The organism is Glaciihabitans tibetensis, from assembly GCF_003003265.1.
GTDB classification, from domain to species: Bacteria; Actinomycetota; Actinomycetes; order Actinomycetales; family Microbacteriaceae; genus Glaciihabitans; species Glaciihabitans tibetensis.
The window spans coordinates 61,153-87,151 of the sequence record NZ_PVTL01000006.1; the positions used below are offsets into that span (position 1 = coordinate 61,153).

Below are 25,999 nucleotides of genomic sequence, written 5' to 3' on the forward strand. Positions count from 1 at the left end.
ATCGCCTGTGCCCATATTCTCGACCGAGGTAATCGCCGGGATCGTCCGTGTTGTGCCGCTAACGATCGGCGGCACCATGTCCTCCAGATGGACCCCGTTGCACATTCGACTTCGGTCGGCCGTGCGAGCGACTACTCTCGGGCGGGTTGCTGCCGTGGCGGCGATAGCCGTGATTGCGGCACCGCTGCTCGCGATTGTGTTGCTAGTTGGCCTGGGTGCCATCGTCGGCGACGGCTACCTTGAAAGCGCCGCGTTGACCATCGGCTGGGCGAGCACGGTGGGTGTCGTTGTGGCGGGCATCGCCGTTCTGATGCTGTTGTTTGGAATTATCGCCGTCGCCGCGGTGGTGGTGCGGCCCCGCGTGGGTGGCGCCCTTCTCACCGCGCTCCGTGCGCTTCCGCGGCTGCTTGCCGCACTCGTCCTTGTGATCGTTGCGATCCTGCTCGCCGCTGTTGCCTGGCCCCTGCTGGTGGTGGGAGCGCTGGTGACCGCGCTGGCGTTGCGTGTGCGCGGCAAGTCCGGTGTTCGCCGCGCTCTCGTCTGCGGCATCCCCCTACTCCCTCTTGTGTTTGCTGTTGCGCTGGTGCCCGCCGTAATTGCGGCATCCCTGGAACGTCCACGCGGACTCCGAGGGCTCCTGCGGGCGGCCGTGGCCATTGTGACCGCGCGCTGGTTGCCCCTGCTCGCGAACGTGATTGTGGCCGCCGGGGTGTCCACCGCGCTCACCTGGGCAGGCACCGCCGCGTCCAGCGCGCTCGAAGGAGCAGGACACGACGGTCTGGGGTTGCTGGCGACCGCCGTCGCTCTTGCCCTGCTGGTGGCATGCCTCGGATTCATCGTCGCGGTGATTCTGCCGCCGACCACACCCGTTGCCCCAATCACGGAGGCGCGGCGCGGCTGGCGCCTCGGCAGCCAGCGGTTCACCCAGGTCGCCATGCTGGTGGTGGCAGCCATGGTGCTCGCGATTGTTCCCGGCACCGTGTCGGCGCCCGCTTCCGCCGCCGTCATCGGCGAGCCCGTGCTTACCGCGAGCATCACGCCGAGCGCCACCTCGGACGGATCGTTGTTCACGGTCAGCGCCGAGGTGGATGCTGCGGACGCCAGCGACGACGGAACCCCCGCGGGCTCTGTCCAGTTTTTCGACGGAGACGTAGCGTTCGGCCTGCCGACTGCCCTCGTCGCCAGCGACATCGCGTCCATCGCAACCGCTGCACTGGTTGATGTGTCGCTTGAGGTGGGCGAGCGCTCGTTCCGGTTTGAGTACACCCCCGCGGATGCGACGGCCAGTGTGAGCACCTCCGGCCCCGTGGTGCAGACGGTTGAACCTGCCCCGACTACTGCTCCGGCCCCGGAGCCTGCTCCGGATACTGCCCCGGTACCTGCTCCGACCGCAGCCCCGGGGGCGGCCCCCGCCGTGGCGCCGTCACCGTTCCTGCGGGCAGTCGCTGCCGCAACCAGCGTGACGGCGGCTTTCTCGACGACGTCGATTGAGTACGGCATTCCGGCACCGCTTAGCGTGACCGTGGCCTCGTCTCTCGACGGGCCGCGCACCCTCGAGGTGCGCAACACCGCGACAAACGCGCTCCTGTCGTCGGAAATTATCCAGATTGTCAGTGGCGCCGCGGCCGCGACCGTAAACGTAACCGGGCTTCGTCCGGGCAACCACGTTGTGTCGGCCACTGTGGTGGGCGACGGGCTTAACGCGGAAGCGACCGCAACAGCTGCTTCACTTCGGGTGACGACCGCCCCAACAACGATGACGCTGATGACCAGCCAGTCGGGCATGGAGTTCGGCAAGCCCGTCACGTTCTCTGCGAGCGTGCGGACGAGTACAGGCGCTACCCCGACAGTGGGTCGTGTCACGTTCTACGCGGGAAACAAGCTCCTCGGTTCCGCCGCAGTGAATGCCTCGCGCTCCGCCTCCTTCACATGGATTCCGACCGCGGACGACCTGGGTGCGGACGACACCGCAACGATCGTGGCGGAAGCGTCGTACTTCGATTCCAGTTTTCTCTACTCTGGTTCATCGGGCACAACACACGTGCAGCTCTCCCGGGTGCAGCTGCCCGCGCCCAGCATGATCTGGTCGGGCGACCTGTCCGATCCCCTCGAGCGCTACCTCACGGTCACCTACCCCGCCGCCGAAGGGCGCCCGGTGCCGTCCGGCGTTGTGCAACTCAGTGACGTGGGTGGCGCCATGATCGCGCGGGAGCCCCTCATCAACGGCTCCGTTCAATTTCGGGTGATTCTCCCCGACCCGTTCCCACCTTTGGGCATCGAGTTCCTCTCGAACACCCAGGGCCCAGACCGAACCTACGCGTGGCGTGGAGACATGGTTCCGGACCTTGTGCTTCCGCCATATACCCCCAGCGTTTCTGTGAGCGCTCCGATGGATGTCTTCAGCGGCACACCTTTCGCCGTAAACGTAGACGTCACCAACGTTCCGGTGTCGACGGTTTCGGCAGTGATGATCACCGACACCGCTCCCAACGGTGACGTGCGAACCATCGGTAGTGCCACTCTTGACCAGGCTGGCCACGGCGATGCCGTGGTGACGATTGACGTTGAAGGCGCGCACAAGATCGGCGCGGCAGTGTTTTTCACCCCACAGAGCGAAATGGCGACCGCCTACTCGTCCACCGTTCCGGTGACCGTGGCAGCGCCCGTGCGGATCGTGCCGAACCTGGTGGTCACCTCACGCGGAGACCCCGTAGCGGGCGGCGCGATTCTGGTGCAGGTCACGGCCGAGTGGATCGCACCCGGATCAACCGGGTTGGCCGTGGGCGCGATCGTCGACGTACGCGACGGCAACGGTGCATATCTTGGTCAGGTCACTCTGAACGACACCGCAAGCGGAAACGGCTACAGGGGTGAGCTCCGGGTCAGCAACCTGCGCCCAGGCGCGCTCAGCATTGTCGCCTCCGCAAGCTACGGCACGTTGGGCGGGATTGCTACCAGCGCCCCGTTGGTCATTGTGGTCGCGGCGCCCGAGACCACCCTGGCACTGAACATCCCGTCGGTGGTGGTGGGCCAGACTCTCAACGTCGGTATAACCGCCTATCCCAGCGGCGGCTACGACGGGTTGTCCCGTTCCCAGGCAGCGACCGTGGTCATTGACGGTATGCCGTGGAAGATTTCCCTCACCAGGGGCACAGGTACCGACCCATTCCGCGGGACCGTGTCGGTGCCGACCAGCCAGGTTGGTTCGCTGAACGTCACCGCCTCGATTCCGGGCGACGGGATCGACACCAGCGCCGCATCGACTACAGCGACTGCCTCCGTGCTTATTCGTCCCACCTCGGTTTCTGTGGTCATGATGTCGTCTGCCCGTGCGGGGGAGCCCGTGACGGTCTCCGCGAGGATTGTGCAGGAAGGTCCCCAGCGCAGCCCCGCCCCCACCGGCACACTGACGGTTGCGGGTGTGCGCTGTGTGCAGGACGTGCCTTGCGTTATTCCGGGCAGCGAGGTGCGCACGGGAATAAACACGTTCACCGCTGTGTACTCCGGAGACTCGAACAACACAACGTCGACCAGCCAGGTCACCTTCACCGCGGCTCCCCGTACCTCGGCGCTCACGGTCAGCTTCTCGCCCACGATCGAGGACTGGGTCTACGGCGAACCCATCACCGCCACCTGGAGCACCCGTACCAGCGCCCAGCCGGCCTCCGGCACCGTCGCTGTCACGATCGCCAACGCCGCGTGCAGCGGACCCGCGCTCGCGGGCAGCTGCACGCTGACCCCGACAACAAAGGCGGTCAGCACCCCCATCACCACCAACTACTCGGTGCGGTTTGTGTCCTTTGACGGCGCCCCGCCGGCCACGGTCGACGGCACAACGCAGTCGGCGAGCCTGTGTGTGTACCCGTTTATCGACGGCACCGTCGACTACACCTCGGCCACGCGCTGTGGAGGCAACCAGACCGGCGTTCGCACCGGGTCCACCCTGCGGGTCACTCCGATCGTGGCCGAAGGGAACATCTTCGACCACTGGACCCTCAACGGTGCTGACCTGACTGACCGGTCGGTACCGCTCGTGTTGGTGATCACGGGCGAAACCACACTGATGGCTGTCGGCACGCTTCCGGTCGTTGAGTGCTTCACCCTGCAGGTGACGCCCTCCCGTATTGAGAGCCAGTCCGCGGGCGGGAGGCTCACGGCGATCACCGCGCCCAACTGCACCGATCCGAACATGCCCACCGCTGAGGAGATCGTCGACTGGAACAACTCCAGGCCCCGGTACGCCGCCGGAACGGTGGTGTACGTGCGAGCGGATGCCAGAACCGAGGAACCAAAATACGTGCTCGACGGCCCATTTGTGGGCGCCACCATGGTGAACGAGGTGGTCGGCAAGGTCACGATGGATGCCGACCGCACGGTGTCGGCAACGTTCTCTGTTCAGGACTGCGTGCGCACCGATTTTCTGCAGCCGGATGGGGGAAACGTGAGCCTGCTGAGCGCGGTTCGTCCCCTGGCCAGCGCTAACCTGTTGCCCGCCACCGGCGAATGTGTCGCCTACGACGGCAGTCCCGGATACGTTCCGGGCACCCGCCTCAGTGTGATCGCCACCGCCGACGACGACACTGTGCTCGAATCCTGGCTGACAAGCAGCGGGATTGTGCCACTCACCGACGAGCAACGAAAGGTTGTTTCCGTCGGAAGACTGAGTCAGACAAAGGTGGAGCGAACCCTCTCCGTGGAGGTTCCTGAAACGGCCCGTTTCGAGGTAACCGCCCGGTTCAGTCGCGTGGAGTGTGTCTCCGTGACCGTCATCTCGCGGTCATTGATCGCTTCCTACGAAACAACGGAAGAACGAGTTCCTGAGGGCGCCTTCGCCACCGGCTGGGGCACCGAGACCGGCTGTGGTGGTATCGCGGAGGAGCGCACGTCCACGTTCACTCCCAGCGGCTTCTACCACGTGAAATCTGTCACCAACTCGTTCGTAGCTTCGGGACGGGTCGACGTTGAAACAGACGAGGCCCGGGTGTCTGCCCGCTTCGGGGGTCGCGACTTTATGCTGGGCGCGTCGCAGGTCTACTGGTCAACTGACACAACCACCGGATTGTCGACCATGGTGCACGCTTCTCGCGGTGACGTCGCGTCGCTGGTCGGGCGCGCGGATGGTCCTGTGCTCGATCTCGAGAAGGTTGTGGGCAGCATCACCGTCACCGCTGACTGGTCCATGCTGAACTGTGCTGCGCCGAACGTGACGCTGCCGCAGGGCGGTGGGTTCGTCATCCTTCCGGGTTCCGCCGATGAACCGTTCTGCAACGACAAAAACCTGATCGCTCCGGGCCAGACGGTAGAGCTCAATCCGATACCCATCAATGGTGCGCCGGGCCTCACGGCTCTCACGACGGATGTGACGAGTGACACCTATGTCGCGGGTGTCGCGAAGGTGGTTGGCACTCTGCCCTACCGCCTCGAGTACTGCGCGCCGCTGGGTGTGGAGGTGCGGATTCACGATGACTCCGGCGCTGTCACAATCCCGAGCCGGGAGCTTGCGACCGCTCTCGTGGAAGACGACGGTGGATGCCCGCCGCTGTGGACGCGCCACAACCGCACAACCAAGACAGTGATCTCTGCCGAGGGCGAGTTCGGCTACTCCGTCATCGGCAACGCCGAAGGAATCGGTCCGGTGCGCACGGTCAGCGCGGCCGGTGTGGTTTCTGGTCCGACCGAGTTCAACCTCCAGACGGTGTGTTTCACGCTGTCCGTTGGTGACGCCTCGATCACCACAGCGGGCAACTGCCCTGGTGGTGCCGCCAACAGGTTTTTGAGAGGCGCCCAGGTAGAACTGCAGGCCGAGGACGCCGATCGTTTTGATGGCTGGGAGGGCGTCGATGCTGAGGAGGGCGAGACCGCGTGGGTGATTATCGACCGCGACCGCTACGTCGAAGCCGACATCCACAACTACTCAGACGTTGAGAAGCTCGGCAACGTCCTGAGCAGCGTCGCGGGTCGTGTTGTTTCCGCTGTGATGACCTTTGCTACGGGGGTGCTGCTCGCAAACGCGTTCGTTGTCAAAGCGGCAGGCTGGGCGCTGAAGGGTGTCGCCGTTGGTCTGCGCGCGATAGGCGCCGGTGGCGCAGTCGCCGATGGCTTCGACAAGGGATCCCAGGTGATCGCGGCCCAGTTTGATGCACTTAGCCTCCTGTCCACCTGCTTGAACAAGTTTGCGCACGGAGAAAGCGTGCTCGACAGCGTGTCACTGACCCCAGGTACGGTGACGGTCTCAAAAGACTCGAGTCCCGCAGAGCTCGTGGCGGCGATGAAGACCCAACTGGCGAACGACGTCGCCGGCAAGGGTGGAGCACCGATCCGGCTGCCGGGCAGCGCCGTCTTTGGCAAACTCGCCGGTGACGAAGCTGCGGCATTGGTGAACGCGTTCCTCTCCAATCCATCGATGTACACCGGAGATGCGCGTGACCAATGGAACGGGTTCGGCGACAAGATGACCAGTTGTGTGGAGACTGGCGCAAAGAAGTACCTCGCCACGACCTACTCCGGCTACTAAGTGCGCTGGCCGGAACCCTCCCGGAATGCTCACCTGAAGTCCTCCCGGCTGGTGCAGAAGTCTGGTGCAGCAGCCCAGTGCGGAAGGTGGATGTAGATGGTGACTCGCCCGCTCACCGGCCTCGAACACAATCTCGTACTGCTGTCGATGAGCGGGCTCACCCGGGTGGTTCCGCTGGCGGTGACGCGTGCGTGGCTGAAACAATTCACAGGATCAGCTGGTCGGCCTGAAGCGCAAATGCCCGATCCAACGCTTTTATACCCCTAACGACCCAGCCAACAATGCAAAAGGTTTCGTTGTGGACCGATTCCAGCTCGCGGGGCGCCCGAAGGGTGGCGTATTCGTACGCAACAAAATCCGGTGTCGCCTGTTTCCGCGATGACTGTGTCCAGACATTTATTGGGTGGATGTCTCGGTCACGGGTTCTCTCTCAATTCAGCTCGGCGCTGTGGCTTTTGACCTGAGTTTTCTGCGCCGCCGCCCTGTTACCGCAGGCTCGACCTCGGACTCGTAGGGACACAAGCACCGGCAGCGGCTGTGGGTGACGTGGCGAGGAACGCCGATTCGGATGACAGCAAAAAGGGGCGCTGTCAAGTCCATGGACGCGTCTCGGCGGCTGTGTTTCGATGGGGACATCAAATCAGGGGGTGCTGGACCCGGACTGCGCGGTGTGAGCGCTCCGGAGGTCGACGCGCACCTGATAGCCGACGTGGCCTCGCTGAGAAACAAACTGTGGCCACCCGTCAGAGAGCTGGAACAGCGTGTCGTACCCCGCAATGACCGTTCGCCAACGGCTGGAAGTTATGGAACTGAGTGACCACGAATGGCGTGTCTGCGACGCCGACCTGCCGCAGGGCGATGCCCAACGGGTGCTTGGCTACGTCGAGAAGCGTGGCTGGCACTACGAGCTGACCCGCCTGCGCAGTCCCGGCGAACGCCTGCGATTTGGCTCACTGACCGACTCACTGGCCGCGCTGAATAACGCCTAGGAGTTTGGCATCTCGTCCGAGTTGAATAGCCGGATGGCTAACCGATCCTCCGCGCAAACGGCTCCGGTCCGTGCTGTCTTCTTCGACATCGACGGAACCCTGGTCGATTCGAACTATCTCCACGTCGAGGCCTGGGCCCACGCCTTCGCCGATCTTGACGTGCCGGTGGACACTTGGCGTCTGCACCGGAGCATCGGTATGGACTCGGAGAAACTCCTTGACGCCCTCCTGCCTGAGCAACCTTCCTCCTCCGCCGCCGACCTCGCTGCACGGGCAACCGAGCTGCACTCGTCCTACTACGAAGACATGGTGCCCCGCCTGCGTGCCTTCGAGGGCGGGCGCGAGTTGGTCGCGGCGCTCGCTGAGCGTGGTGTCACGGTTGTGCTGGCTACCTCCGCCCCGGAAACCGAACTGAAGCACCTGCGAGCGGTTCTCGACATCGAGGATGACGTCGCCGAGGTCACCTCGGGCGACGACGTCGAGACGGCGAAGCCCGCACCGGACATCATTGCCGTGGCCTTGGGCAAGGCGGGTGCTGCCCCGTCAAACACGATCATGATCGGGGATGCGGTGTGGGATGTCGAGGCGGCGGTCAGCGCGGGCGTCACCTGCATCGGGGTGCTGACCGGAGGCGTCTCGCGTGCAGAACTGGTCGACGCCGGAGCGATCGCCACCTACAGCGACGTCGCCGAGCTGCTCGACCAGCTGGAGGAGAGCCCGCTCGCGCGACTCTGGTCGTAGCCCGGAGGCACGATTCGGGGCAGTCGCCCACTGGTGCGAGTCAGGGCCTGGGCGCTGGCGCGACTCTGGCCCCGCGACACCGTTAGCGGGGCCCCGCCCGGTCCGCAAGCACTGTGTCTTCGGCGCCCACGACCGTAGCGTGCACGTGGGGGTAAGGCGGAAGGTTCGGGCATGTTGTACCCAAAGAGCGGTGGTCGACAGGGCTGGTTCTCCCGGACGGCTGGGTGGGTCGGCGCCGCGGTGGGTTTCGCCGTGCTGTCCTACGGAATCGGTTCAGTATTGCTTGCCCGTCTGGCCCCGCCCGCAGGCGTGCTGGTGGCGATAACGGCTGGAGTTGGCTACGCAGTCTTGGTGCGGGTTGTGATCGCGCGCTGCCTGGAAGGACGCGGTCAGGCGGCGCCCGGCAGGGGAGTGTTGCGGCGCGGATCGATGGTGCAGCTCAGCGCTCCTGCGCGTCCAGAGGACCCACGATGAGCTCGTTGGCGCCGGCGGCGGACGCGTCGCCAGCTGCCTCTGCGCCGGACGCGTCGCCAGCTGCCTCTGCGCCGGACGCGTGGCCAGCTGCCTCGCCAGTGGGCGCGTCGCCAGCTCGCTCGCCCGTGGATCGCGCGTCCGCGGTTCCCGCGTCTACGGATGCGGCGTCCGCGCGGGACACGCACGGCATCAGGTAGTGCTCTCGCTCGTCGGCGTCCAGCACGACATCGCGGTGCAGGGCAGCGCCGGCGATGAGCCTGATCCGGCAGGTGCCGCAGGTGCCGCTCTCGCATGAGCTCGGTACCTCAATGTTCTCCCGCCGAAGCGCGTCGAGCAGTGTCTCCTGGGTCGACACGGCGATGCGCTGGCCGGACGGGTGCCACACGGCGGTGAAGGGGGAAGTCAGTTCGCCGAACGCGGAGACTCCGTTGAAGTCCTCGAAGTGAACGGCACTGGGGCGCCAGTGCATGGTCAGCGCGCGAATTTCGTCCTGCAGCGCCTCGGGACCGCAGCAGAAGATGCGGCGGTCGGCGGCGCTTTCGCCGGGGTCCGCGACCAGCGGCCAGAAGTCAAACGGCACGCCGTTGTGCTCTGCGCGATGGTAAACCGTCACGAATTCGGCTAACGCCGGGTCGGTCAGCTCGTCGTAAAACGCTGTCTCCTCGACGGAACGCGTCAGGTAGACCAGGTGCACGTCGCTGATTCCGACGGCGAGAATGGACCGCAACATCGCCCGAATCGGGGTAATACCGATTCCGGCGGCGATGAGCAGATAGCGCGAAGCCGCATGGAGGGGGAACGTGTTCCGCGGCTCTGAGATGAACAGGGTGTCACCGACGGCCGTGTCATCCACCAGGCTTGCGGATCCACCGCGTCCGTCCGGCGCCCGACGAACGGCGATGACGTAGCGAAACCGGTCGGCGGGATCGTTGTTCAGCGAGTAGCTGCGGGACGCGCCACCGGGCGTCGCCACGGTGATGTGGGCACCGACGTCGAACGCGGGCAAAGCGACATCCGCCCCCGCCTCATCAATTGCACCCAGGGTGAAGGAGAACACGGATGCGGTGAGGGCGCGTTTGTCGAGAATGCGCACGGCGAGGCGGGTGGTGGTCACCGGACCACCGGGAAGGGTATGTCGCTGGCTTCAGCGAGAGCATCGCCGACGCGGGGTGCAGTGCCGACGCGGGGTGCACCGCCGACGCGCAGAGCATCGCCGACGCTCGGCTGCGCGGCCACGGTCACCTCATCGCCGATGTGCAGCTCACCGTCCGCGAGAATTTCCGCGAAGAAGCCCAGCACGTCGTCGCCGTAGTGTTCAACGAGCAGGCGGGGCAGGGGGATGTCTCGGCGCGCAGTGAGCGGATCCACCTCGGTCGCCGCGCACCGCGTCGTCTCTTCGAGGCCGCGAAACTGAACGGAGCCGGCGGAGAACTCCCCGCCGAACCACCGCCGCTCCTCCCACGGTTCGAGCCCGTCGAGGTAGACGTTCGCCCGAAAACGTAGCGGGTCGACGGGGCGCCCGATGCGCTGTTCGAGATCACGCACGGAGGCGAGATTGATGAACGAGAGGGAGTTCATGAGCTGCCGCGAGGCCTTGGCGCTGTCACTGAAGTTGTAGCCGGGCTGCTGGGCGAACACCGGCAGGGCGTCGGACGGCAGGTCGAGTACCCGCGCGTAGAAGCGGCGCAGCTGGAGGATGCCCGCCGGGGTGCCGAGGTTTGCTTCAAGCACGATGTTGCCGCGGACTCGGACGGTCAGATCGAGAGTGTCCACGTCAAGGTGGGTGGTCAGGCCTGCCAGCCGCTCGTCCTTCATCAACATGAAGTACTGCCGCTTGGGCAGGGGAACGAACCGGGTCTCGCTGTAGAGACCGTCAGGGCGGGCCAAGGCGAACATGCGGTCGCCGGGAAACCCGCCGCCCTGGCGCAGGGAGACGCGACTGACAGGTTGCGCGCTGAGACCCTTGATGGGATACCGAAACAGGTGGGTGATCCGTGCCACAACAAGCCTCCTTCGCGCCGTGCGCCTAGTGCGAGCGTAGCGAAAGAGCCGGTCTGGCGCCGGTTGCGGGCTGGCGAGGCAGCTGGGCGCAGCCCGAAGGAGCTAGCGCGCGCCGACGGGGGTCGATGTGTGCGTGGAGCCCACGGCGTGCGATGCGGGGGGCGTGCGAGTGGTCGACGTGGCTCCAGTGCGCGGGAGGGGGGCGCGGGTGGAATGACCGTGCGACTGCGTTTCGTGGCGATGGACGGCTTCCGGCGTCGAATCGGCTTCCTCGAGGGGTTCTTCGGAGAGGAACAATCCCTGCGCTGAGTTTGCGGAGATGGTGAGCTGTTCCAGCCATCGACGGTTCACGGCGATGGGGCGGCTGGTACGGAGCGTAAACACGAGGGGAATGGAGTGCTGTATCCAGATGCTCCCCCGGCCACTGCCTGTCGCGACATCCTCCTTCCAGGTGAAAAAGAAGGACTCGCCGCGTCGAAGTTTCGCACCCATGACAATCTGCAGGTGGAAGAGTGTGCGGTCCTCGAAAGTAATGTCTGTGCGTTCGCCGTAGAACAGGGTGCCCATTGCCCCGCTCCTTTCTGTTCTCACAGCGCTGCCCCACCGTGCGTGCTCCGCACAGCGCAACGCAGAGCGGTATGAGATGCCACGGTACCGTCGCGAACGGCGGAGGTGCAGGGGCTTGACAGTGCCGGTTTCTCGCCCGTGCTTAACACTGTGCTTAAGCACAGGGTGAACACTGTCTGTCAACCCACTAATAGTTGGATAAGAGGGGTTTAGGTCGCGCCCGGGTGGGGTTAAAGTCCCGACATGAGCAAAGTCGGATTCCACTGGACGAGTGAGTCGCTTGAGGCAAGATTGCGAGCGCAAGCCGCGATCGACAGCGCGCCGCGATCAATCGCCGGCCTGGCCGCGGCCGAGCACCTCGACCTGTTGCGCACGGTCGAGCTGGTCGGCACGGCTCGGCTTTCGCCGACCGACGCTGTGGCACAGCTGACCCGCATCTCCGACAAGATTCGAGAGGCCAGCCAGCCAGTACGGTAGGCAGCGGGTAGCCGGGTAGCCGGGTAGCCGGGTAGCCCGTCAGCCCGGCAGCCGGGCAGCCGGGTAGCCCGTCAGCCCGGCAGACAGTCGGCGGGCAGGTCGCCAGTTAGCCAGTCAGTGGGTAGCCAGTCAGTGGGTAGCCGGTGAGGGGGAACAGTCGGTGCTCAGTCGACGCCGCGAATCTCGTCGACGAGGTCGGCATAGTCCGGGTTTTTTGCGATGAAAGAAACGACCAGCGGGCAGATCGCGACAACTCGTTTGCCCTTCGCGCGAACGTCGTCGAGGGCAAACTTGACCAGCTGACTCGCGAGTCCTTTGCCCGCGTACTCGGAATCGATCTCGGTATGGGTGAACAGCCTCCTGTTGCCGGAATCGCGGTAGACGCTGACGCCAATTACGGTGCCCCTGTCGACGAGTTCATACTTGCCATTGCCGTCTCGAAATTCCATCATCCATCCATAGTGCTCCCCATAGGCCAGAAAATGTTGGGCCATTGTCGACTACGTTGTGGGACGTTGTTCTCTAACCTCTACTTCCGACGGAGCCACCGTGAACCTCGATCTGCCGCTGGGAGATGGCCCACGCACAATCCGCATAGCCGCTGCCGTGATTGTGGATGACGCTGGACTCGCGCTTCTCGTCCGCAAGCGCGGAACCGCCCGTTTTATGCAGGCCGGTGGGAAAATCGACGACGGGGAGACGCCGTCCGAGGCGCTCGTGCGTGAGCTTGGTGAAGAACTGGGACTCGTCGTCGACGCGGATGCGCTGGAATACTGGGGACGTTTCTCCGCCGCTGCCGCGAACGAGCACGACCACGTGGTCGACGCGGAGGCCTTCTACCTCGCGCTCCCGCGGGTGATCTCGCTGACGGTCGCTGCTGCCGCCGAGATCGAAGAAATCGTCTGGGTCGAGCCGGCGGAGGCAACCGCGCTGCCTCTCGCGCCGCTCACGCGCGACATATTGCTGCCGCGATTGACCGCGGGCACGTTCGTGGGGTGACCGCGGGCACGTTCGTGGGGTGACCGCGGCCAGGTTTGCGGGGTGACCGCGGCCACTTTTAGCGGCTGACGGCGGCCACCTTGACGGTCTGGCCGCTGCACGTTCGCGGGCTCACCGCCAGTCGGACTCGTCCTCCACAGCGCCTATGGGAAAGATGCTCCACACCGATTTGCGACAGCCGGGTCACGCGGGAGTAGATCAGAGAAGACTTGATCCATGGCATTTCGAGGCTTTCAGCCCTCTCACGCGGCGGGTGCCGCTGCGCCTGACGGCGCGCGCGGAAGCGTGGCGGGTCTCGCGCCGGGCGATGCCTCGCTGCTGTTCGACCCTGAAGGATTACAGCTACCTGGCACAGATGGGCTCGAGGTGACAGCGGCATTTGCCGCAGCGATCGAAGCATTGAGGAAGATTCCAACAAGTGTCGTTGATTACGATCGGCTCGCTAACGACGCGATCGTGGGCCTTCTGGGCCAGTCGGCAGAACTGCACCGGCTCGCCGACGCCTGTCTCGCGATCGTGTCCGGTCAATTGGAACGCAGATCGGCCCCGGAGCTCGGCTCCGCAGGGCTAGCGAGACAGCAGGGCCATCGGACACCCATCCAGATGGCGAAAGTGGTCGGGCGGTTGCCCGGGCAGGACGCTGCGAAGGCTCTTCGCGGAGGCCGCCTCATTCACGACACGCAAATCGCCGCTACACCCACCCCGGATGGCGCTTCACCAATCGACCCCATAACGGGCGCGGTGTTCGCACCGGCGCAAGGATGGCTCGCTCCCGTCGGGCATGCTCTCACCCATGGTTTGTCCTTGGCTGCCGCCGAGTCGATTCAGCGCGGTCTCGGCACCCCGACCGAGGGCGTTCCCGAAGGCGCGCTGCTGAGCGCCGCACGGCGCCTGGTCGTCGAGGCGGAGTCCCTCGATCCTGATCTGCTTCTGGAGCGAGCGCGGCGAGCACGCGACGAACTCGATCTCGCCGGCATCGGCCTGCGTGAAGAGGAGCGACGGCAGAAGCGGTCCCTCACCTTCGTGCAGCAAAAGGATGGGATGTCTCGTCTGGTCTGGCTCATGGACCCCGAGACGGCCGCCGGAGTGGGAGAGGTCTTCGACCGGGTGACGTCCCCGCGCCGAGGAGGTCCGCGGCACGGTGCGGGCACCGCGGTTCAACACCATGCGGACCGAATTCTTGCGGATGCCCGGTCGACCGAGCAGCTCGCGTCAGACGAGTTCGCGCAGCTACTCCGCATCGGCGTCGACGCGGACTCCTCCGCGCTGCTCGGCACAGGAGCGCCCGCGGTGCGCATCCTCACGACCCGTCCGCCGCGCCAGATGGCATCGCAGCCCGCGGGCGCAGGGGATGATGCGGATGCGGGCGCAGGGGATGATGCGGATGCGGGCGCAGATGGGCGAGCGAGTGCAGACAGTGGCATCGAACGCATCGCTCCGGCAGGGAGCACATTCGGCCCGGGGTGGCTCGAAGGCCAGCGCGATCCGGTGTCACCCGAGACAGTTGCGCGGCTGACGTGCGCGGGCAGCACCAGTGAGATTCCGGTCGACGATTCGGGCCAGCCGCTCGACGTGGGACGGGAGCAACGCCTGTTCAACCAAAAGCAAAGAATCGCGATATCCGCCAGAGATGGTGGATGCAGGAGCGGCGACGTCGACGGAAACGGGAGCTGTGACCGGCCGCCCTCCTGGACTGAAGTTCATCACGTCGAACAGTGGAAGCGGGACAACGGGCGCACGGACATCGCCAACGGCATTCTTATGTGCAAATATCACCATCTGCAGCTGCACAATCAGGGGTGGGAGATCCATCGAGATCGGGCAACCTACTGGCTTGTCCCGCCGACATCCGTCGACCCGAAGCAGACACCACGACAGATGGCGTCACGGAGCGAAGCAATGAAACAGCTGGTCCGCTTCTCGGCTACTGATGTCGGCGCACCGTTGCCCCCGCGGCATCCACCATTCGGTTGATAGGAGCTTTGGCCGATCGACCGTTTCGGTCAGCCTGAGGAGCGATCACTATAGAGCCATGACTGATTCTTCCGCTCATGTTCGGGTGCGCGACATCCGCAAGACCTATGGCAAGTTCACCGCCCTCGACGGGGTCAGCTTCGATGTAGCGCGCGGAGAGACGTTCGCTCTGCTCGGGCCGAACGGCGCGGGCAAGAGCACCCTGATTGAGATTCTCGAGGGCTACCGCGACCGCACCGGTGGCGACGTTTCAGTGCTCGGGGTGGACCCCCAACATGGTGGCCTCGAGTGGAAAGCGAAGCTCGGGATCGTGCTGCAGTCCACCGGGGAGAGCGGCAACGTCACCGTGCACGAGCAACTGACCCACTTCGCCCGCTTCTACCCCAATCCGCGCGATGTCGACGAGACGATCGCTGCGGTCGGGCTGACGAGCAAGGCCAAGACACGCATAAAAGCGCTGTCCGGTGGGCAGCGTCGAAGGGTGGATGTCGCGCTGGGCGTTATCGGGCGGCCCGAACTGCTCTTCCTCGACGAACCGACGACCGGGTTCGACCCAGAAGCCCGGCACGAATTTTGGGAACTCATCCGAGAGCTCAAGCGTGAGGGCACCACCATCCTGCTGACCACCCACTACCTCGACGAGGCCGCTCAGCTCGGTGATCGCGCGGGAATCATCTCGGCAGGGCGCCTCATCGAGATCGGGGAGATCAACGAAATCGGCGGCCCGGCGGCGAGGGTGCCGATCGTGCGGTGGCGCGATTCCGGCGGGCTGCACGAGGAACGCACGAGCGAACCCGCCCACACCGTTGCAGCGCTTTTCGCTCGTCTTGGAAAAGAGCCCGACGGGCTCGAGGTCATCCGTCCAAGCCTCGAGTCCGTGTACCTCGGACTCGTTAGTGCCGCCGCAGCATCCGCAACTGATCTCGCCAAGGAGCTCGCATGAACACCATCGCCCTCGGCGTCACCCGCGCCACCTACGAAACCCGGGTCTACTTCCGCCAAAGTGACACCATCTTCTTCACCTTCCTCTTTCCGATTGTGATGCTCTCGATTTTCTCCGTGGCGTTCAGCGCCACGGGCAACGTCGGCACGAACGCGGACGGCACGGGCGGAATCTCACAGGCCGCCTTCTACCTCCCGGGGATGATCGCTGCGGGCATCCTGCTCAGCGGTGTGCAGAACCTGGCGGTGGACATCGCGGTGGAGCGAGGAGATGGCACCCTCAAACGCCTCGGCGGAACGCCGCTGCCGGTGCTGTCGTACTTCATCGGAAAGATCGGACAGGTGCTCCTCACCTCGATGCTGCAGATTGGACTGTTGCTGCTGATCGCACGGTTTGCCTTCGATGTGGAGCTGCCTACCGACGGCGATAAGTGGGTCACGTTCGCCTGGGTGTACCTGCTCGGCATATTCACGTCGGCGGTGCTCGGCATCGCACTTTCGCGGATTCCGCGCACGGGCAAGAGCGCAACGGCGGTGATCATTCCCATCGTGCTCGTGCTGCAATTCATCAGCGGTGTGTACCTCGCGTTCTCGATGCTGCCCGAGTGGCTTCAGAACGTCGCGTCGGTGTTTCCGCTGAAGTGGATGGCGCAGGGCATGCGCTCCGTCTTCCTGCCTGACAGCTTTGCCAGCCAGGAGCAGGGGGGAGAATGGGGCCTCACCGGAGTCGCAATCGTGCTGGTCGTCTGGCTGGTGGTTGGGCTCATCGCGTCGCGGCTGACGTTCCGGTGGATTCGTAAAGACAGCTGAATGCGGAAGGGTGGGATGTCCCGGTGACGACCCCAGCAGGATCGCCCGTGCACGAGCCAGGAGCTCGGCCGGTGCGTGGGTCCAGAGCGCGGCCAGTGCCCAGAGCGCGGCCTGTGCGCGAATCCGAAGGGCGGCCAGTGCGCGAGTCCGAAGCGCGGCCTGCGCGTCAGTCCGGAGCGCCGTGGTGGGACATCTTCTTCTCCGCGACAATGGTGCTGCTGGTGTTGATCGCCAGCCAGCGTGGGTCGAGCGCGCCAGCAGTTCTGACCACGCTGGGCGTCATCTCGATTGGTTACGTGGTGCTGGGCAGACGCGCACGGGACGACTCTCGGTTTGCCGTTCCTTTCGTCGCCTTGCTGATTCTGGGATCCGGCATCGCGACGAGCTTCAACCCCAGCATGGCGACCATCCAGGTCATCGCTTTTCCGCTGATCTGGGTGGTGATGCCGGGCATTCGTGCCGCCGTCATCGCTAATGCCGCCCTGGCGATAGCCGTCGCCGTGGGCTTTGTCTACGCGCTCGACGGCACACCGAGCGCGTATCAGCAGGCGCTCACCATCGAGGTGATTTCGCTCGTCGGCAGCGTAGCGCTGGGTATCTGGATGACCCGGATCGAACAGCTCAGCGACGAGCGCCAGCTGCTGCTCGACGAGCTCACCGTCACACAGGGGCGCCTGGCGCAGTTGCACCGGGAATCCGGAGCTACCAGCGAACGGGAACGGCTCGCACGTGACATCCACGACACCATCGCACAAAGCCTTACCGGCATCGTGATGTTGTCGCAGCACGCGCAGCGGGAGCTGCAGGCCGGTGATCTTGGCTCGCTCGAGCGGCGCCTGGAAGCGCTCGAAACGAACGCGCGCGAGGCTCTCGTAGAGACGCGTTCCCTCGTCACCGCGGGAGCGCCGGTGGAGCTGGGAGAGGGGATTGTTGCGGCACTGGGGCGTCTTGTTGAGCGGTTCGTCCGCGACACGGGCATCAATGCGTCGTTCGAGGCGGATGCCTACGTGGGCAGTCCCGGTCGACTCTCTCGTGACGCCGAGGTGGTGTTGCTTCGCTCGGCGCAGGAATCGCTGGCAAACATCCGCAAGCACTCTGCCGCCACCGTCGCGACTCTAACCGTTCGGGCCGACGGCGACGCGGTCGTGCTGACAGCAGCCGACAACGGCATCGGCTTCGACGCCGAGGCACAGTCGACGGGACACGGACTGCCCGGTATGCGCGACAGGCTCGCGCTCGCCGGTGGCACCCTTGTCGTGGCGACCGCTCCCGGGGCGGGCACCACGCTGCGCGCGACTCTGCCACTGGAGCTGTCGGCGGGTGCTGGTGCTGGTGCTGGAGCTGATTCTGGTGCTAGTTCTGGTGCTCCAGTTTCCCGTGACCGCGCGGCGCAGGTGCGCTCGTGACCCGCCCGCTCCGGATCCTGGTAGCCGACGACCACCCGATTGTGCGCAGCGGGATCGTGGCCCTGCTCCAGTCGACGACGGATCTGGAGGTTGTTGGCGAGGCCGCTGACGGCGAGCAGGCGGTCACGCTCGCTCTCGAGCTGAAACCCGATCTGGTGCTGATGGATCTGCGCATGCCCCGGTTGGACGGCGATCAGGCGACAGCGCGGGTTGTCGCGGCGGCACCCGACATCCGCATCATCATTCTCACCACGTATGAATCGGACGACAGCATTCTGCGTGCCATCGAAGCGGGCGCGAGCGGGTATTTGCTCAAGGCAGCGCCGCACGAGGAGATTCTGGCGGGCATCCGGTCGGTAGCGCGCGGGCAGGTCGCGCTCTCGCCGGCTGTCGCTGCCCTGTTGGTGCGCCGGACCGCGGCGCCACCCGCTGTCGCCGCGAGCCTGAGCGATCGGGAAGCGCAGGTGCTCGCACTGGTCGCGCAGGGGCAGAGCAATCGAACGATTGCGCAGTCCCTCTTCGTGAGCGAGGCGACGGTGAAGACGCACCTGCTGCACGTCTTTGGGAAGCTCGGGGTGAACGACCGCACACGGGCGGTCACGCTCGCGATGGAACTGGGGCTGCTGCCGCGGGTTGGGTCGTAGGTGGTTCTCCAACGCTGAGGTGTTGGGCACGGCGCGCAGCGCGCAGCGCGCACGGCGCAGCGCGCAGCGCGCACGGCGCAGCGCGCAGCGCGCACGGCGCAGCGTTACAGCGGAACCCGCACGTCTGACCCGCCCTCCTCCGTCACCCTCGACGCCACGCGCACGAGAGTGGGACGCTCGACGAAACCACCGGCGAAGAGCGCCTGACCCTGCACAAAGGTCGGTGATTGGCGCAGGAGAGATTCGGGCGCGTAGCCGAAAACATCCGCCAGCTCGACGAGGTCCCGGGGGGTGCTTATCTTCATCACGCCGAGGTTGTCGCACTGCGACAGGACGTTCGGGTGGATCTTCGTCGGGCGCTGGGTGGACAGGAACAGCCACAATCCGAACTTGCGCCCCTCCGCGGCGATCTGCACGATTTGCCGGGTCAGCGCATGCTCAATCGGCGAGACCGGGTTGGGTGGGCAGAAGTTGTGCGCCTCATCGAGGACGAGGAGGACGGGTTCGCGTGCCTCCCTGTGGTTCCAGAGGTGTTCGAGCACGGCCAGCGCCGCCGTCTGCGCCTCGGCAGGGTGATCGAACCCACCCAGATCGAGCACTGTTGCGGCCGGGCGTTCGTCGATCTGCTCCGTCACGGACGACCCTCCGAGGGACCACAGCTTCCATTCCAGAGCCTGGAGGTTGTCGATTCTGGTGGCAAGTTTGGCTCGCCCGGGGTCCTCAGACGAACGGAGGCCGCGGATATATGACACCGGATCCGCGGTGCGAAGGTCCTCGTCGACGTGGAGGAGTACGTTGAACTCCTCGGCATCGGCGATCGGGTCGAGGTGGAGCACCGCCGCCTTCGATGCGACGCTGAGGTCCACATACCGGGCGTGGAGGCGGGGAGTTTGTTTTCCCGTCGAATGGAAGATGCGGATGTCGGCGTCCTGAATCATCGCTGCGGCCTCGACCGGTGCGTCCGGACGCGGCTCTGCGAGGCGGACGAAGTCGGCGTTGGGGTCGAAGATAACGATCGGTAGGTGGGTGTGCAGGAGCAGCTGCTCGAGGACAACGCCGAGCGCGTAGGTCTTGCCTGAGCCGCTCTGCCCGCACCAAAACGTGTGCCGGTTGAACTTTCTTGCATCCAGTAAGACGAGCGTTGCGGGCTGCGGGGGAGTGGGTGGTGTCGCGGGTGCGGGCGAAGTTGGGGGAGAAGTGGGTGTCGCGATGAACTCCGTGCCGATTGTGAATGTTGAGGACACCGTTTCTCCGACCTATGACCCCCGGATCCGCACTCTGCAGCAAGCGGGGACAGCGTATTACGGCTTTGGTTGAGAGAGGAAGGGGCGAGGTGCGCTCTTGACGGCCGTCAGGAATAGTGCGGTCGTCGGTCGTCGGTCGCGTTAAGCGCGGACTAGTTCGGGCCGAGGGGCTGGGTCTTGTTCGTGCCGCCGGTGACGCTCGATCCGCCGGTGCCACCTACGCCGGTGGGACCGGAGTGCGGGTTCGGGTCGGGTTCCTTGAGCTCGACGAAGATGGTGCGCGTCTCGGTAGCGCCGATGTTCTCGCCCGTGTGGGTCTGGGCGGGCAACCACACCGCAGCTCCGGTCGGAAGTTCCACCTCGAGCTCCCGCCCGCCCGCTGCCAATCTCCGCCGGAAGGTGCTCAGCGTCACCATCACACTGTCGGGATGACCGTGCGGGGTGGACTTGTCACCTGGTGCGTCGCCGTACTCCAGCACGCGCACGCGCTCATTCTCGAATATCACGCGGTAGAAGTCCGGGTTGCTCACGACGGGATCGAGGCTCATGTCCCGAACCTATCCACCCGAGCCTCGCGCAACAAGGGGCTGTATCCCACCGACGCGGCGTGCCATCTGGCCGAAAGAGTGTGCCCGGCGGAACGGAGCGTCGCGCCCGGCAAACGGAGCGTCGCCCGCCGAAAGGAGCGTCGCCCGCGGAACGGAGCGTCGCCCCGCCGAGACCAGAAAGCCGCCCCTACCGGGTTCGCGCCGCGAGGCAGGCGAATCCGGTAGGGGCGGCAATCAGCCACGGCCTGTGCTGCACGCGAGGCCGGGCGTTCGGGATGGCCGAAGGTTGCTCGTCGGCTTAGTCGTTGACTCAGCCGCCGGCTTACTCGTCGGCCGCGGGTGCCTCGCCCCCGCCGAAGCCGCCGAAGGTTGCGGCACCCTCAGAGATGGAGGTGGCGGACACGTCGCCCGAATCATCCGCTTCCCCCGTCACCGTGAGGCTGTCGCCGGTCGCCAGCGAAGCTACATCGGACTCCTCGGTCGCGGTAACCGTGGTGTCGTCGGTGGTGGTGACGGTGATTTCTTCGCCGTCACTGGTCTCAAGCGTGATGGTGTCGCCGTCGATGGAGACAACAGTTCCGGAGGTTAAGCCGCCCATCCCGCCCGCGCCGGCTGGCATCTCGCCGGATGGCATCCCGCCAGCTGCCGCATCGCCACGGGCGGTCATGCCTCCGGCCTCGGTGGTGGTCGCAGCGGTGTTCTGCCCGATGAGCACGCCACCGAACAGTCCGATGCCGAGAACCGCGACGAGCACCAGCACGGGCGTCACGAAGCGCGCGGCCCCCTTTTTCTTGGCGGCGGCGGCGGAAGCGGAAGCGGGGGCGGTGGTGCCGGTCGCCGACCCCGAGGTGGGCGTGGCGGATTTCGCGTCCGAGGTGGGTGGGGCGGATGTCGCGCCCGAGGCGGGTGGGGCGGATGCGACGGGGCTCGAAGACACGGCGGAGCTGGAGGGCGTGGACTTTGGTTCGATGGCGGCCATGGGTGGTCTCATTTCTCTGGGGGATCTGGCTGGGGATAGTGGGTATGGGGGAGAGCAGCGCGGTGACGCCGCAGTGGAATGACGTCGGCGCCGCGCATGACGCCGACATCGCGCGTGACGCCTACACGGCGCGCAACGCCTGGATCGGTCGCATTGCCGCGGCGCGGCCAGCGGGGTAGACCCCGAAGAACACCCCGATCGCGACGGAGACGCCGAGGGCGAGCGGGATGGAATAGTCGAGCACGACGGGCATCGTTCCGTTGATCTCGAAGGTGGCGCCGATCAGCGCCACCGCCACGCCGAGGAGCCCGCCGACCAGGGTCAGCGTCGCCGCCTCGGCCAAGAATTGTCCGAGGATCGCTCCGCGCGTTGCGCCGAGCGCCTTGCGAATACCAATCTCGCGGGTGCGTTCGGTGACGGAGACGAGCATCACGTTGGTTACGCCAATGCCCCCGACGAGCAGGCTGATCGCCGCGACCGCGCCGAGCAACACGGTGAAGCTGTCCGCGCTCGCCGCCTCGGTTTCCAGCAGTGACGTCTGGTTGGTGATCGTGTACGGCGCGGTGTCGTCGACGCCCACGCCGAGGAACTGGTCGAGCATGACGCCGATCTCGCCTTCGGCCGCGGCCACATCATCCGAGCTGGTTGCCTGCACCAACAAGCTGCTCACCGCGCCAAAACCGGTGAACGACCGCTGGATGCGCGAGATCGGGGCAATAACGACGGTGTTCGGGTCGTCGGTTCCGGTGCTGCTCTGGGTCGCAAGCACCCCGACGATCGTGAGCGGAGTGCCATCGACCGTGATCGATTCGCCCAGGGCGGACCCGGTCGGGAAGAGCGTTGTCGCGAGCTCCGATCCGATCACGGCAACCTTCGCCGCGGATGCGACGTCGTCCTCCGTGAAGGATTCGCCCGTGCCGACCTCGGCGGTCGACACGTCGAAATAGTCGCTGCTGGTGCCGATGATGGAGACGCTGTCGGAGGAGCTCGCCGTGGAAGACACGGTCAGCGACGTGCTGACCTGCGGCACCACCGCAGACACATGGCCAAGGCCCGCGTCCGACAGCTTGTCGCTGACGTCGACGGTGATCTCCTTGACGGTGCTGCCCTCGGTCGCGGTTGCGCCCGGACCGCCGCCGCCGCCCGTCGAGCTCGCGCGCACCGTGACGGTGTCGGTTCCCAGCGCGGCAATGGATTCTCGGATGGTCGCAGCTGACCCGTTGCCCACCGCGAGCAGCAGAATGACGGATGCTACGCCGATGAGCACACCGAGCATGGTCAGTATCGAGCGCATCTTGTTGGCCAGCACCCCGCGCAGGGCCGAGAGCAGAATGTCGAGGAGGCTCACGCGAAGACCTCCTTGCGGCTGACCCGGTCGGACACAATGAGGCCGTCACTCACCGAAAGCACACGGTGTGCACGCTCCGCAACGTGCTGTTCGTGAGTGATGATCACGATGGTGCGTCCGGCGTCCGCCAGAGTGTCGAAAATGGCAAGAATCTCCTCCGTGGACTCGGAGTCGAGGTTTCCCGTCGGTTCGTCCGCGAGCACGAGCGTGGGGTTGGTGACCAGCGCCCGGGCGATCGCGACCCGTTGCTGTTGCCCGCCTGACAGTTCCTGCGGCTGGTGGTTGGCCCGATGTCCCAGGCCGACCATGCCGAGCGCATCGAGCGCCCGGCGGCGGCGTTCCGCTCGCTTTACGCCGCCATAGACAAGAGGGAGCTCTACGTTGGCGACCGCCGACATGCGGGGCACGAGGTTGAACGACTGGAAGATGAAACCGATCTCCCGGTTGCGCACGACGGCCAACTGGCCCTCGTCGAGCGTCGCCACATCGTTTCCCGCCAGCGAGTACACGCCGGACGAGGCGATGTCGAGGCATCCGAGCAGGTTCATCAGCGTGGACTTGCCGGAGCCAGACGGGCCCATGATGGCGACGTAGTCTCCGGCGGCGACAGCCAGGTTGATGCCGCGGAGGGCGTGCACCGCGGCATCCCCCGTTCCATATATTTGCTGGATGTCGACGAGCTCGAGAACAGGCTGCGCAGACGGTCCCGCGACGGCCCCGGACTCTCGCGCTACTGCGGCGTCGCCGCTGGCGGGAACGGTGCTCATGCGTGCTCCCTGCTGGGGTTGTGGTGGACGGTTGTCGGTGGTGCGATGGGGAATTTCACGGCTTGCCGCACTAGCCCGGGAATCCGCCGGTGGGCATTTCGCCGCCGGTAAATCCGCCGCCCGTGCCACCGCCGGGGAACCCGGATTGCTCCGTCGTGGCTGCGTCATCCGTGGTTGCCGCGACCTCGCCGAGAACGACCGTCTGGCCAGACGTGAGCCCCGAGGTGATTTCTGTACCCTCGTCACCGACCACGCCGAGTTCGACGGTGACCACGCTGGAGACATCCGACTCATCAAGGACCTCCACCGTCGAGGTGCCGTCCGTCGCGGTGGTGATGGCCGCGGTGGGCACATAGAGCGAGCCTTCGGCCGAAGCGGCGGTGGTGATGGCGGCCTCGGCGGTCTGGCCGAGGCGTAACCCCTCGGGAATTTCGCTGAGGGTGATGGTCGTCGCGTACGTGACGATCGAGTTGCTCGCGGTGGCCGTGGGGGAGATGGCCGTGATGGATGCCGCGGCGGTGACGTCATCGAGGGCCGGGAAGGTGACCGTGGCGGCCTGACCGACGGCGACCGACGCAATGTCAGCCTCGGCGATCGCCGCGGACACGGTGTAGGCGGACACGTCCGCGATGGTCACGAAACCGGAGCTGGAGGTGCTCGTGCTCGCGGTGCCGCTCGCGGTGCCGCTCGCGGTGCCGCTCGCGGTGCCGCTTGCGTCCGAGGTGGTGCCGCTGGAGCCCGTCGAGGTGGTTCCCCCGACTTCGCCGCTGACCGCGATGACTAAGCCGGCGATCGGAGCGGTCAATGTGGCCGCATTAACCGCGTCGACGCTGTCGTTGTAGGCGTCGGCGGCCTCGTCTACCTTGTCTTCGGCGCTGCTCAGCTGGCTCTTCGCGTTGGTGACGGCGGACTCTGCCTGACTGGTGTCGGTGGCGCTGCTGCTCGAGGTGGTCGAGGTCGAGCTGCCGGTGCCGGTGCCGGTGCTGGAACCGGTACCCGTGCTGGTACCCGTCGCCGAACCGGCACCGGTGCTCGTTCCCGCCGTCGTGGTCGCTGCTTCTTCGGCAGCGGCCGTCGCGGCTTCCGCGGTTGCTGTCACGAGGTCGGCCTTCGCCTCGGCCAGCGCCGTATTGGCGTCGGTGAGATCGGTGTTGGCGTCGGCGAGGGCGTTGGCTGCGTCGGTGCGTGCTTCGATGAGGTCGTCGGTCACCAGGGTGCCGAGCTGCTGACCGGCCGTAACAGTGGCGCCGAGCGCGACATCCACGGTGGCGATCGTGCCACTTACGCTGAAGGATGCGCTCACCTGACGGGCTGCGGCAATCGACCCGCTCGCGGTGATGGTGCTGCTGACGATTCCCTCTTGCACGGTGCCCGTGAGCTGCGTGGCCTCCGCGGTCGCTGCTGCGATCGGGTTGGCGACAAAGTAGGCGCCGGTGCCGGCGGCGATGATCACGGCAGCCAACGTGACATTGATGACGAGAGGGCGAGGAAGTTTCATTCCCGTAGGTTCGCGGACCTTTCTATGGGCACTGTTTGCCGATTCTGCGAGTTACCTGTTAATTTTTGAGGCGGTTCGGTAGTCAATTCGCGGCAACCTCTGGTGCCGGGAGGTCGTCGTGCCTATGCTCATTGCGAAAGCGAGGCTCCAATGGCGGATGACTCTTCGACCCGTTCGCGGCCGCATTTCGATCCGCGGTTCGATCCCGAGTTCCAGCCGGGCTTCGAGGTCGGGTCCGACGTCGGGTCCGCAGTCCGGCCCCAAGCCGGGTCCGCAGTCCGGTCACCAGACACTTCTCAGTTCGACGCTCAGGTCGGGCTCGAGACCGGGCTTTCGTCGGATTCGGAGCATCTAGCCGCTGCGGTGTCCTCGCCAGCGCAAAGTGCAAAGCCAGCCTCAGATGTGACGTCCCCAGCCGCGGGACCTGGCGCGAGGTCCGAAGGGGTGCGCGACGCTGGGCAGCTCCGCGAGGTGCCAAACGCTGAGCTACAGCAGAGCGGGGCGATAGCACGTGCGGCTGCGACAGCGCGTGGCGCTGCGGTGACCGGCGGTGCGGTGAGCGGCGCTGCAGTCGGCAGCGTTGCGTCGGGCCGCGGTGCGGTCAATCGCGTTGCGTCGGGCCCCGCCGCGGTGAACGGGATTGCGGTCGACGCGCCGGTGTCCCCGTCCGTCGTTGTCGTCGGGGCTGCGGACGGTGCTGGACGGGACGACAACGGACGGGCCGGCGGAGGACCGGAGGCCAAAGGCGACGCGCCGGATACTTCCCGCATCCCCTACGACGCAAACGCCGTCGGCGCCCGTCAGGGTGACGACTATTTCGCACCTCCACCGTGGCGCAACCCGTACTTGGTCGCTCTCGCTGGCGCCGGAGTCGGGCTGGTCGGCGCGGGCGCGTGGCTTTTCTTGAGGGCCTACTCTGCATTCAACGAAGGCGTGGCGATACAAACCCAGGGCGACTTTGCCGCCATGCAGGTGACGATGTACAGCGGACCGCTCGTCGTCCTCCTGGGCCTGGGCACGCTTCTCGGCGTCCTGTTCGTCGTCGCCGTCCGCTGGCGGCCGAGGCAGTGAGCGCGG

The 25,999-nt window shown here is 65.8% G+C and carries 21 protein-coding genes; 11 read left to right on the forward strand and 10 right to left on the reverse strand.

The window, feature by feature from the left end; genetic code table 11:
* Positions 1 to 76: 76 nt before the first annotated feature.
* From B0I08_RS11775 to B0I08_RS11785, 3 genes are all read left to right on the forward strand, one after another.
* Positions 77 to 6,514 carry an Ig-like domain-containing protein gene (locus B0I08_RS11775; protein WP_146134400.1) on the forward strand — a complete coding sequence of 2,146 codons (6,438 nt, stop codon included), beginning with the start codon at positions 77 to 79 and terminating at the stop codon, positions 6,512 to 6,514.
* A gap of 761 nt (positions 6,515 to 7,275) precedes the next feature.
* Entirely contained in the window at positions 7,276 to 7,503 is a 228-nt protein-coding gene (locus B0I08_RS11780; RefSeq protein WP_245884772.1) for a hypothetical protein, read from the forward strand.
* Positions 7,504 to 7,536: 33 nt separating this feature from the next.
* A complete protein-coding gene (locus B0I08_RS11785; RefSeq protein WP_106213088.1) occupies positions 7,537 to 8,244 on the forward strand; it encodes an HAD family hydrolase in 708 nt (235 codons plus the stop codon).
* A gap of 439 nt (positions 8,245 to 8,683) precedes the next feature.
* On the opposite strand, the gene B0I08_RS11790 is transcribed toward B0I08_RS11785, so the two are convergent.
* The 3 genes from B0I08_RS11790 to B0I08_RS18230 form a co-directional block, all read right to left on the reverse strand.
* A complete protein-coding gene (locus B0I08_RS11790) occupies positions 8,684 to 9,832 on the reverse strand; it encodes a PDR/VanB family oxidoreductase (protein WP_106213090.1) in 1,149 nt (382 codons plus the stop codon).
* The gene (locus B0I08_RS11795; RefSeq protein ID WP_106213092.1) at positions 9,829 to 10,719 is read right to left on the reverse strand and encodes an MOSC domain-containing protein; all 891 of its coding nucleotides are present in this window, start codon (positions 10,717 to 10,719) and stop codon (positions 9,829 to 9,831) included. Before B0I08_RS11795 ends, B0I08_RS11790 begins: the two co-directional genes overlap by 4 nt.
* 102 nt (positions 10,720 to 10,821) lie before the next feature.
* Entirely contained in the window at positions 10,822 to 11,286 is a 465-nt protein-coding gene (locus B0I08_RS18230; protein ID WP_342748176.1) for a DUF7882 family protein, read from the reverse strand.
* A gap of 243 nt (positions 11,287 to 11,529) precedes the next feature.
* On the opposite strand from B0I08_RS18230, the gene B0I08_RS11805 reads away from it, so the two are divergent.
* Complete coding sequence (locus B0I08_RS11805) at positions 11,530 to 11,763, forward strand: hypothetical protein (RefSeq protein ID WP_106213094.1); 234 nt, start codon at positions 11,530 to 11,532, stop codon at positions 11,761 to 11,763.
* Positions 11,764 to 11,927: 164 nt separating this feature from the next.
* Here the strand turns inward: B0I08_RS11805 and B0I08_RS11810 are convergent, their stop codons facing one another.
* A complete protein-coding gene (locus B0I08_RS11810) occupies positions 11,928 to 12,215 on the reverse strand; it encodes a GNAT family N-acetyltransferase (RefSeq protein WP_106213096.1) in 288 nt (95 codons plus the stop codon).
* A 97-nt stretch (positions 12,216 to 12,312) separates the two neighbouring features.
* Here B0I08_RS11810 and B0I08_RS11815 point away from each other — a divergent pair, with 97 nt between their 5' ends.
* From B0I08_RS11815 to B0I08_RS11840, 6 genes are all read left to right on the forward strand, one after another.
* Complete coding sequence (locus B0I08_RS11815; protein WP_245884773.1) at positions 12,313 to 12,762, forward strand: NUDIX hydrolase; 450 nt, start codon at positions 12,313 to 12,315, stop codon at positions 12,760 to 12,762.
* A 216-nt stretch (positions 12,763 to 12,978) separates the two neighbouring features.
* Complete coding sequence (locus B0I08_RS11820; RefSeq protein WP_106213098.1) at positions 12,979 to 14,736, forward strand: DUF222 domain-containing protein; 1,758 nt, start codon at positions 12,979 to 12,981, stop codon at positions 14,734 to 14,736.
* A gap of 58 nt (positions 14,737 to 14,794) precedes the next feature.
* The gene (locus B0I08_RS11825; protein ID WP_106213100.1) at positions 14,795 to 15,679 is read left to right on the forward strand and encodes an ABC transporter ATP-binding protein; all 885 of its coding nucleotides are present in this window, start codon (positions 14,795 to 14,797) and stop codon (positions 15,677 to 15,679) included.
* On the forward strand, positions 15,676 to 16,488 hold the full coding sequence (locus tag B0I08_RS11830; RefSeq protein ID WP_106213102.1) for an ABC transporter permease: 813 nt from the start codon (positions 15,676 to 15,678) through the stop codon (positions 16,486 to 16,488). The genes B0I08_RS11825 and B0I08_RS11830 overlap by 4 nt, the downstream gene beginning before the upstream one ends.
* 137 nt (positions 16,489 to 16,625) lie before the next feature.
* A complete protein-coding gene (locus B0I08_RS11835; RefSeq protein ID WP_106213103.1) occupies positions 16,626 to 17,894 on the forward strand; it encodes a sensor histidine kinase in 1,269 nt (422 codons plus the stop codon).
* Positions 17,891 to 18,538 carry a response regulator gene (locus B0I08_RS11840; protein ID WP_106213105.1) on the forward strand — a complete coding sequence of 216 codons (648 nt, stop codon included), beginning with the start codon at positions 17,891 to 17,893 and terminating at the stop codon, positions 18,536 to 18,538. The genes B0I08_RS11835 and B0I08_RS11840 overlap by 4 nt, the downstream gene beginning before the upstream one ends.
* Positions 18,539 to 18,642: 104 nt before the next feature.
* Here B0I08_RS11840 and B0I08_RS11845 read toward each other — a convergent pair whose 3' ends face one another.
* The 6 genes from B0I08_RS11845 to B0I08_RS11875 form a co-directional block, all read right to left on the reverse strand.
* Entirely contained in the window at positions 18,643 to 19,782 is a 1,140-nt protein-coding gene (locus tag B0I08_RS11845) for an ATP-binding protein (RefSeq protein ID WP_245884774.1), read from the reverse strand.
* A 152-nt stretch (positions 19,783 to 19,934) separates the two neighbouring features.
* Positions 19,935 to 20,330: a cupin domain-containing protein gene (locus B0I08_RS11850; RefSeq protein ID WP_106213107.1), complete on the reverse strand. Its 396-nt coding sequence runs from the start codon at positions 20,328 to 20,330 to the stop codon at positions 19,935 to 19,937.
* A gap of 322 nt (positions 20,331 to 20,652) precedes the next feature.
* Entirely contained in the window at positions 20,653 to 21,309 is a 657-nt protein-coding gene (locus B0I08_RS11855; RefSeq protein ID WP_146134401.1) for a DUF5666 domain-containing protein, read from the reverse strand.
* 121 nt (positions 21,310 to 21,430) lie between these two features.
* Positions 21,431 to 22,657: an ABC transporter permease gene (locus B0I08_RS11865; RefSeq protein ID WP_106213113.1), complete on the reverse strand. Its 1,227-nt coding sequence runs from the start codon at positions 22,655 to 22,657 to the stop codon at positions 21,431 to 21,433.
* Positions 22,654 to 23,424 carry an ABC transporter ATP-binding protein gene (locus tag B0I08_RS11870; RefSeq protein WP_106213115.1) on the reverse strand — a complete coding sequence of 257 codons (771 nt, stop codon included), beginning with the start codon at positions 23,422 to 23,424 and terminating at the stop codon, positions 22,654 to 22,656. The genes B0I08_RS11865 and B0I08_RS11870 overlap by 4 nt, the downstream gene beginning before the upstream one ends.
* A gap of 70 nt (positions 23,425 to 23,494) precedes the next feature.
* A complete protein-coding gene (locus tag B0I08_RS11875; RefSeq protein ID WP_106213117.1) occupies positions 23,495 to 24,922 on the reverse strand; it encodes an efflux RND transporter periplasmic adaptor subunit in 1,428 nt (475 codons plus the stop codon).
* A gap of 555 nt (positions 24,923 to 25,477) precedes the next feature.
* Here B0I08_RS11875 and B0I08_RS17600 point away from each other — a divergent pair.
* On the forward strand, positions 25,478 to 25,993 hold the full coding sequence (locus B0I08_RS17600; RefSeq protein ID WP_146134402.1) for a hypothetical protein: 516 nt from the start codon (positions 25,478 to 25,480) through the stop codon (positions 25,991 to 25,993).
* Positions 25,994 to 25,999 lie beyond the last annotated feature (6 nt).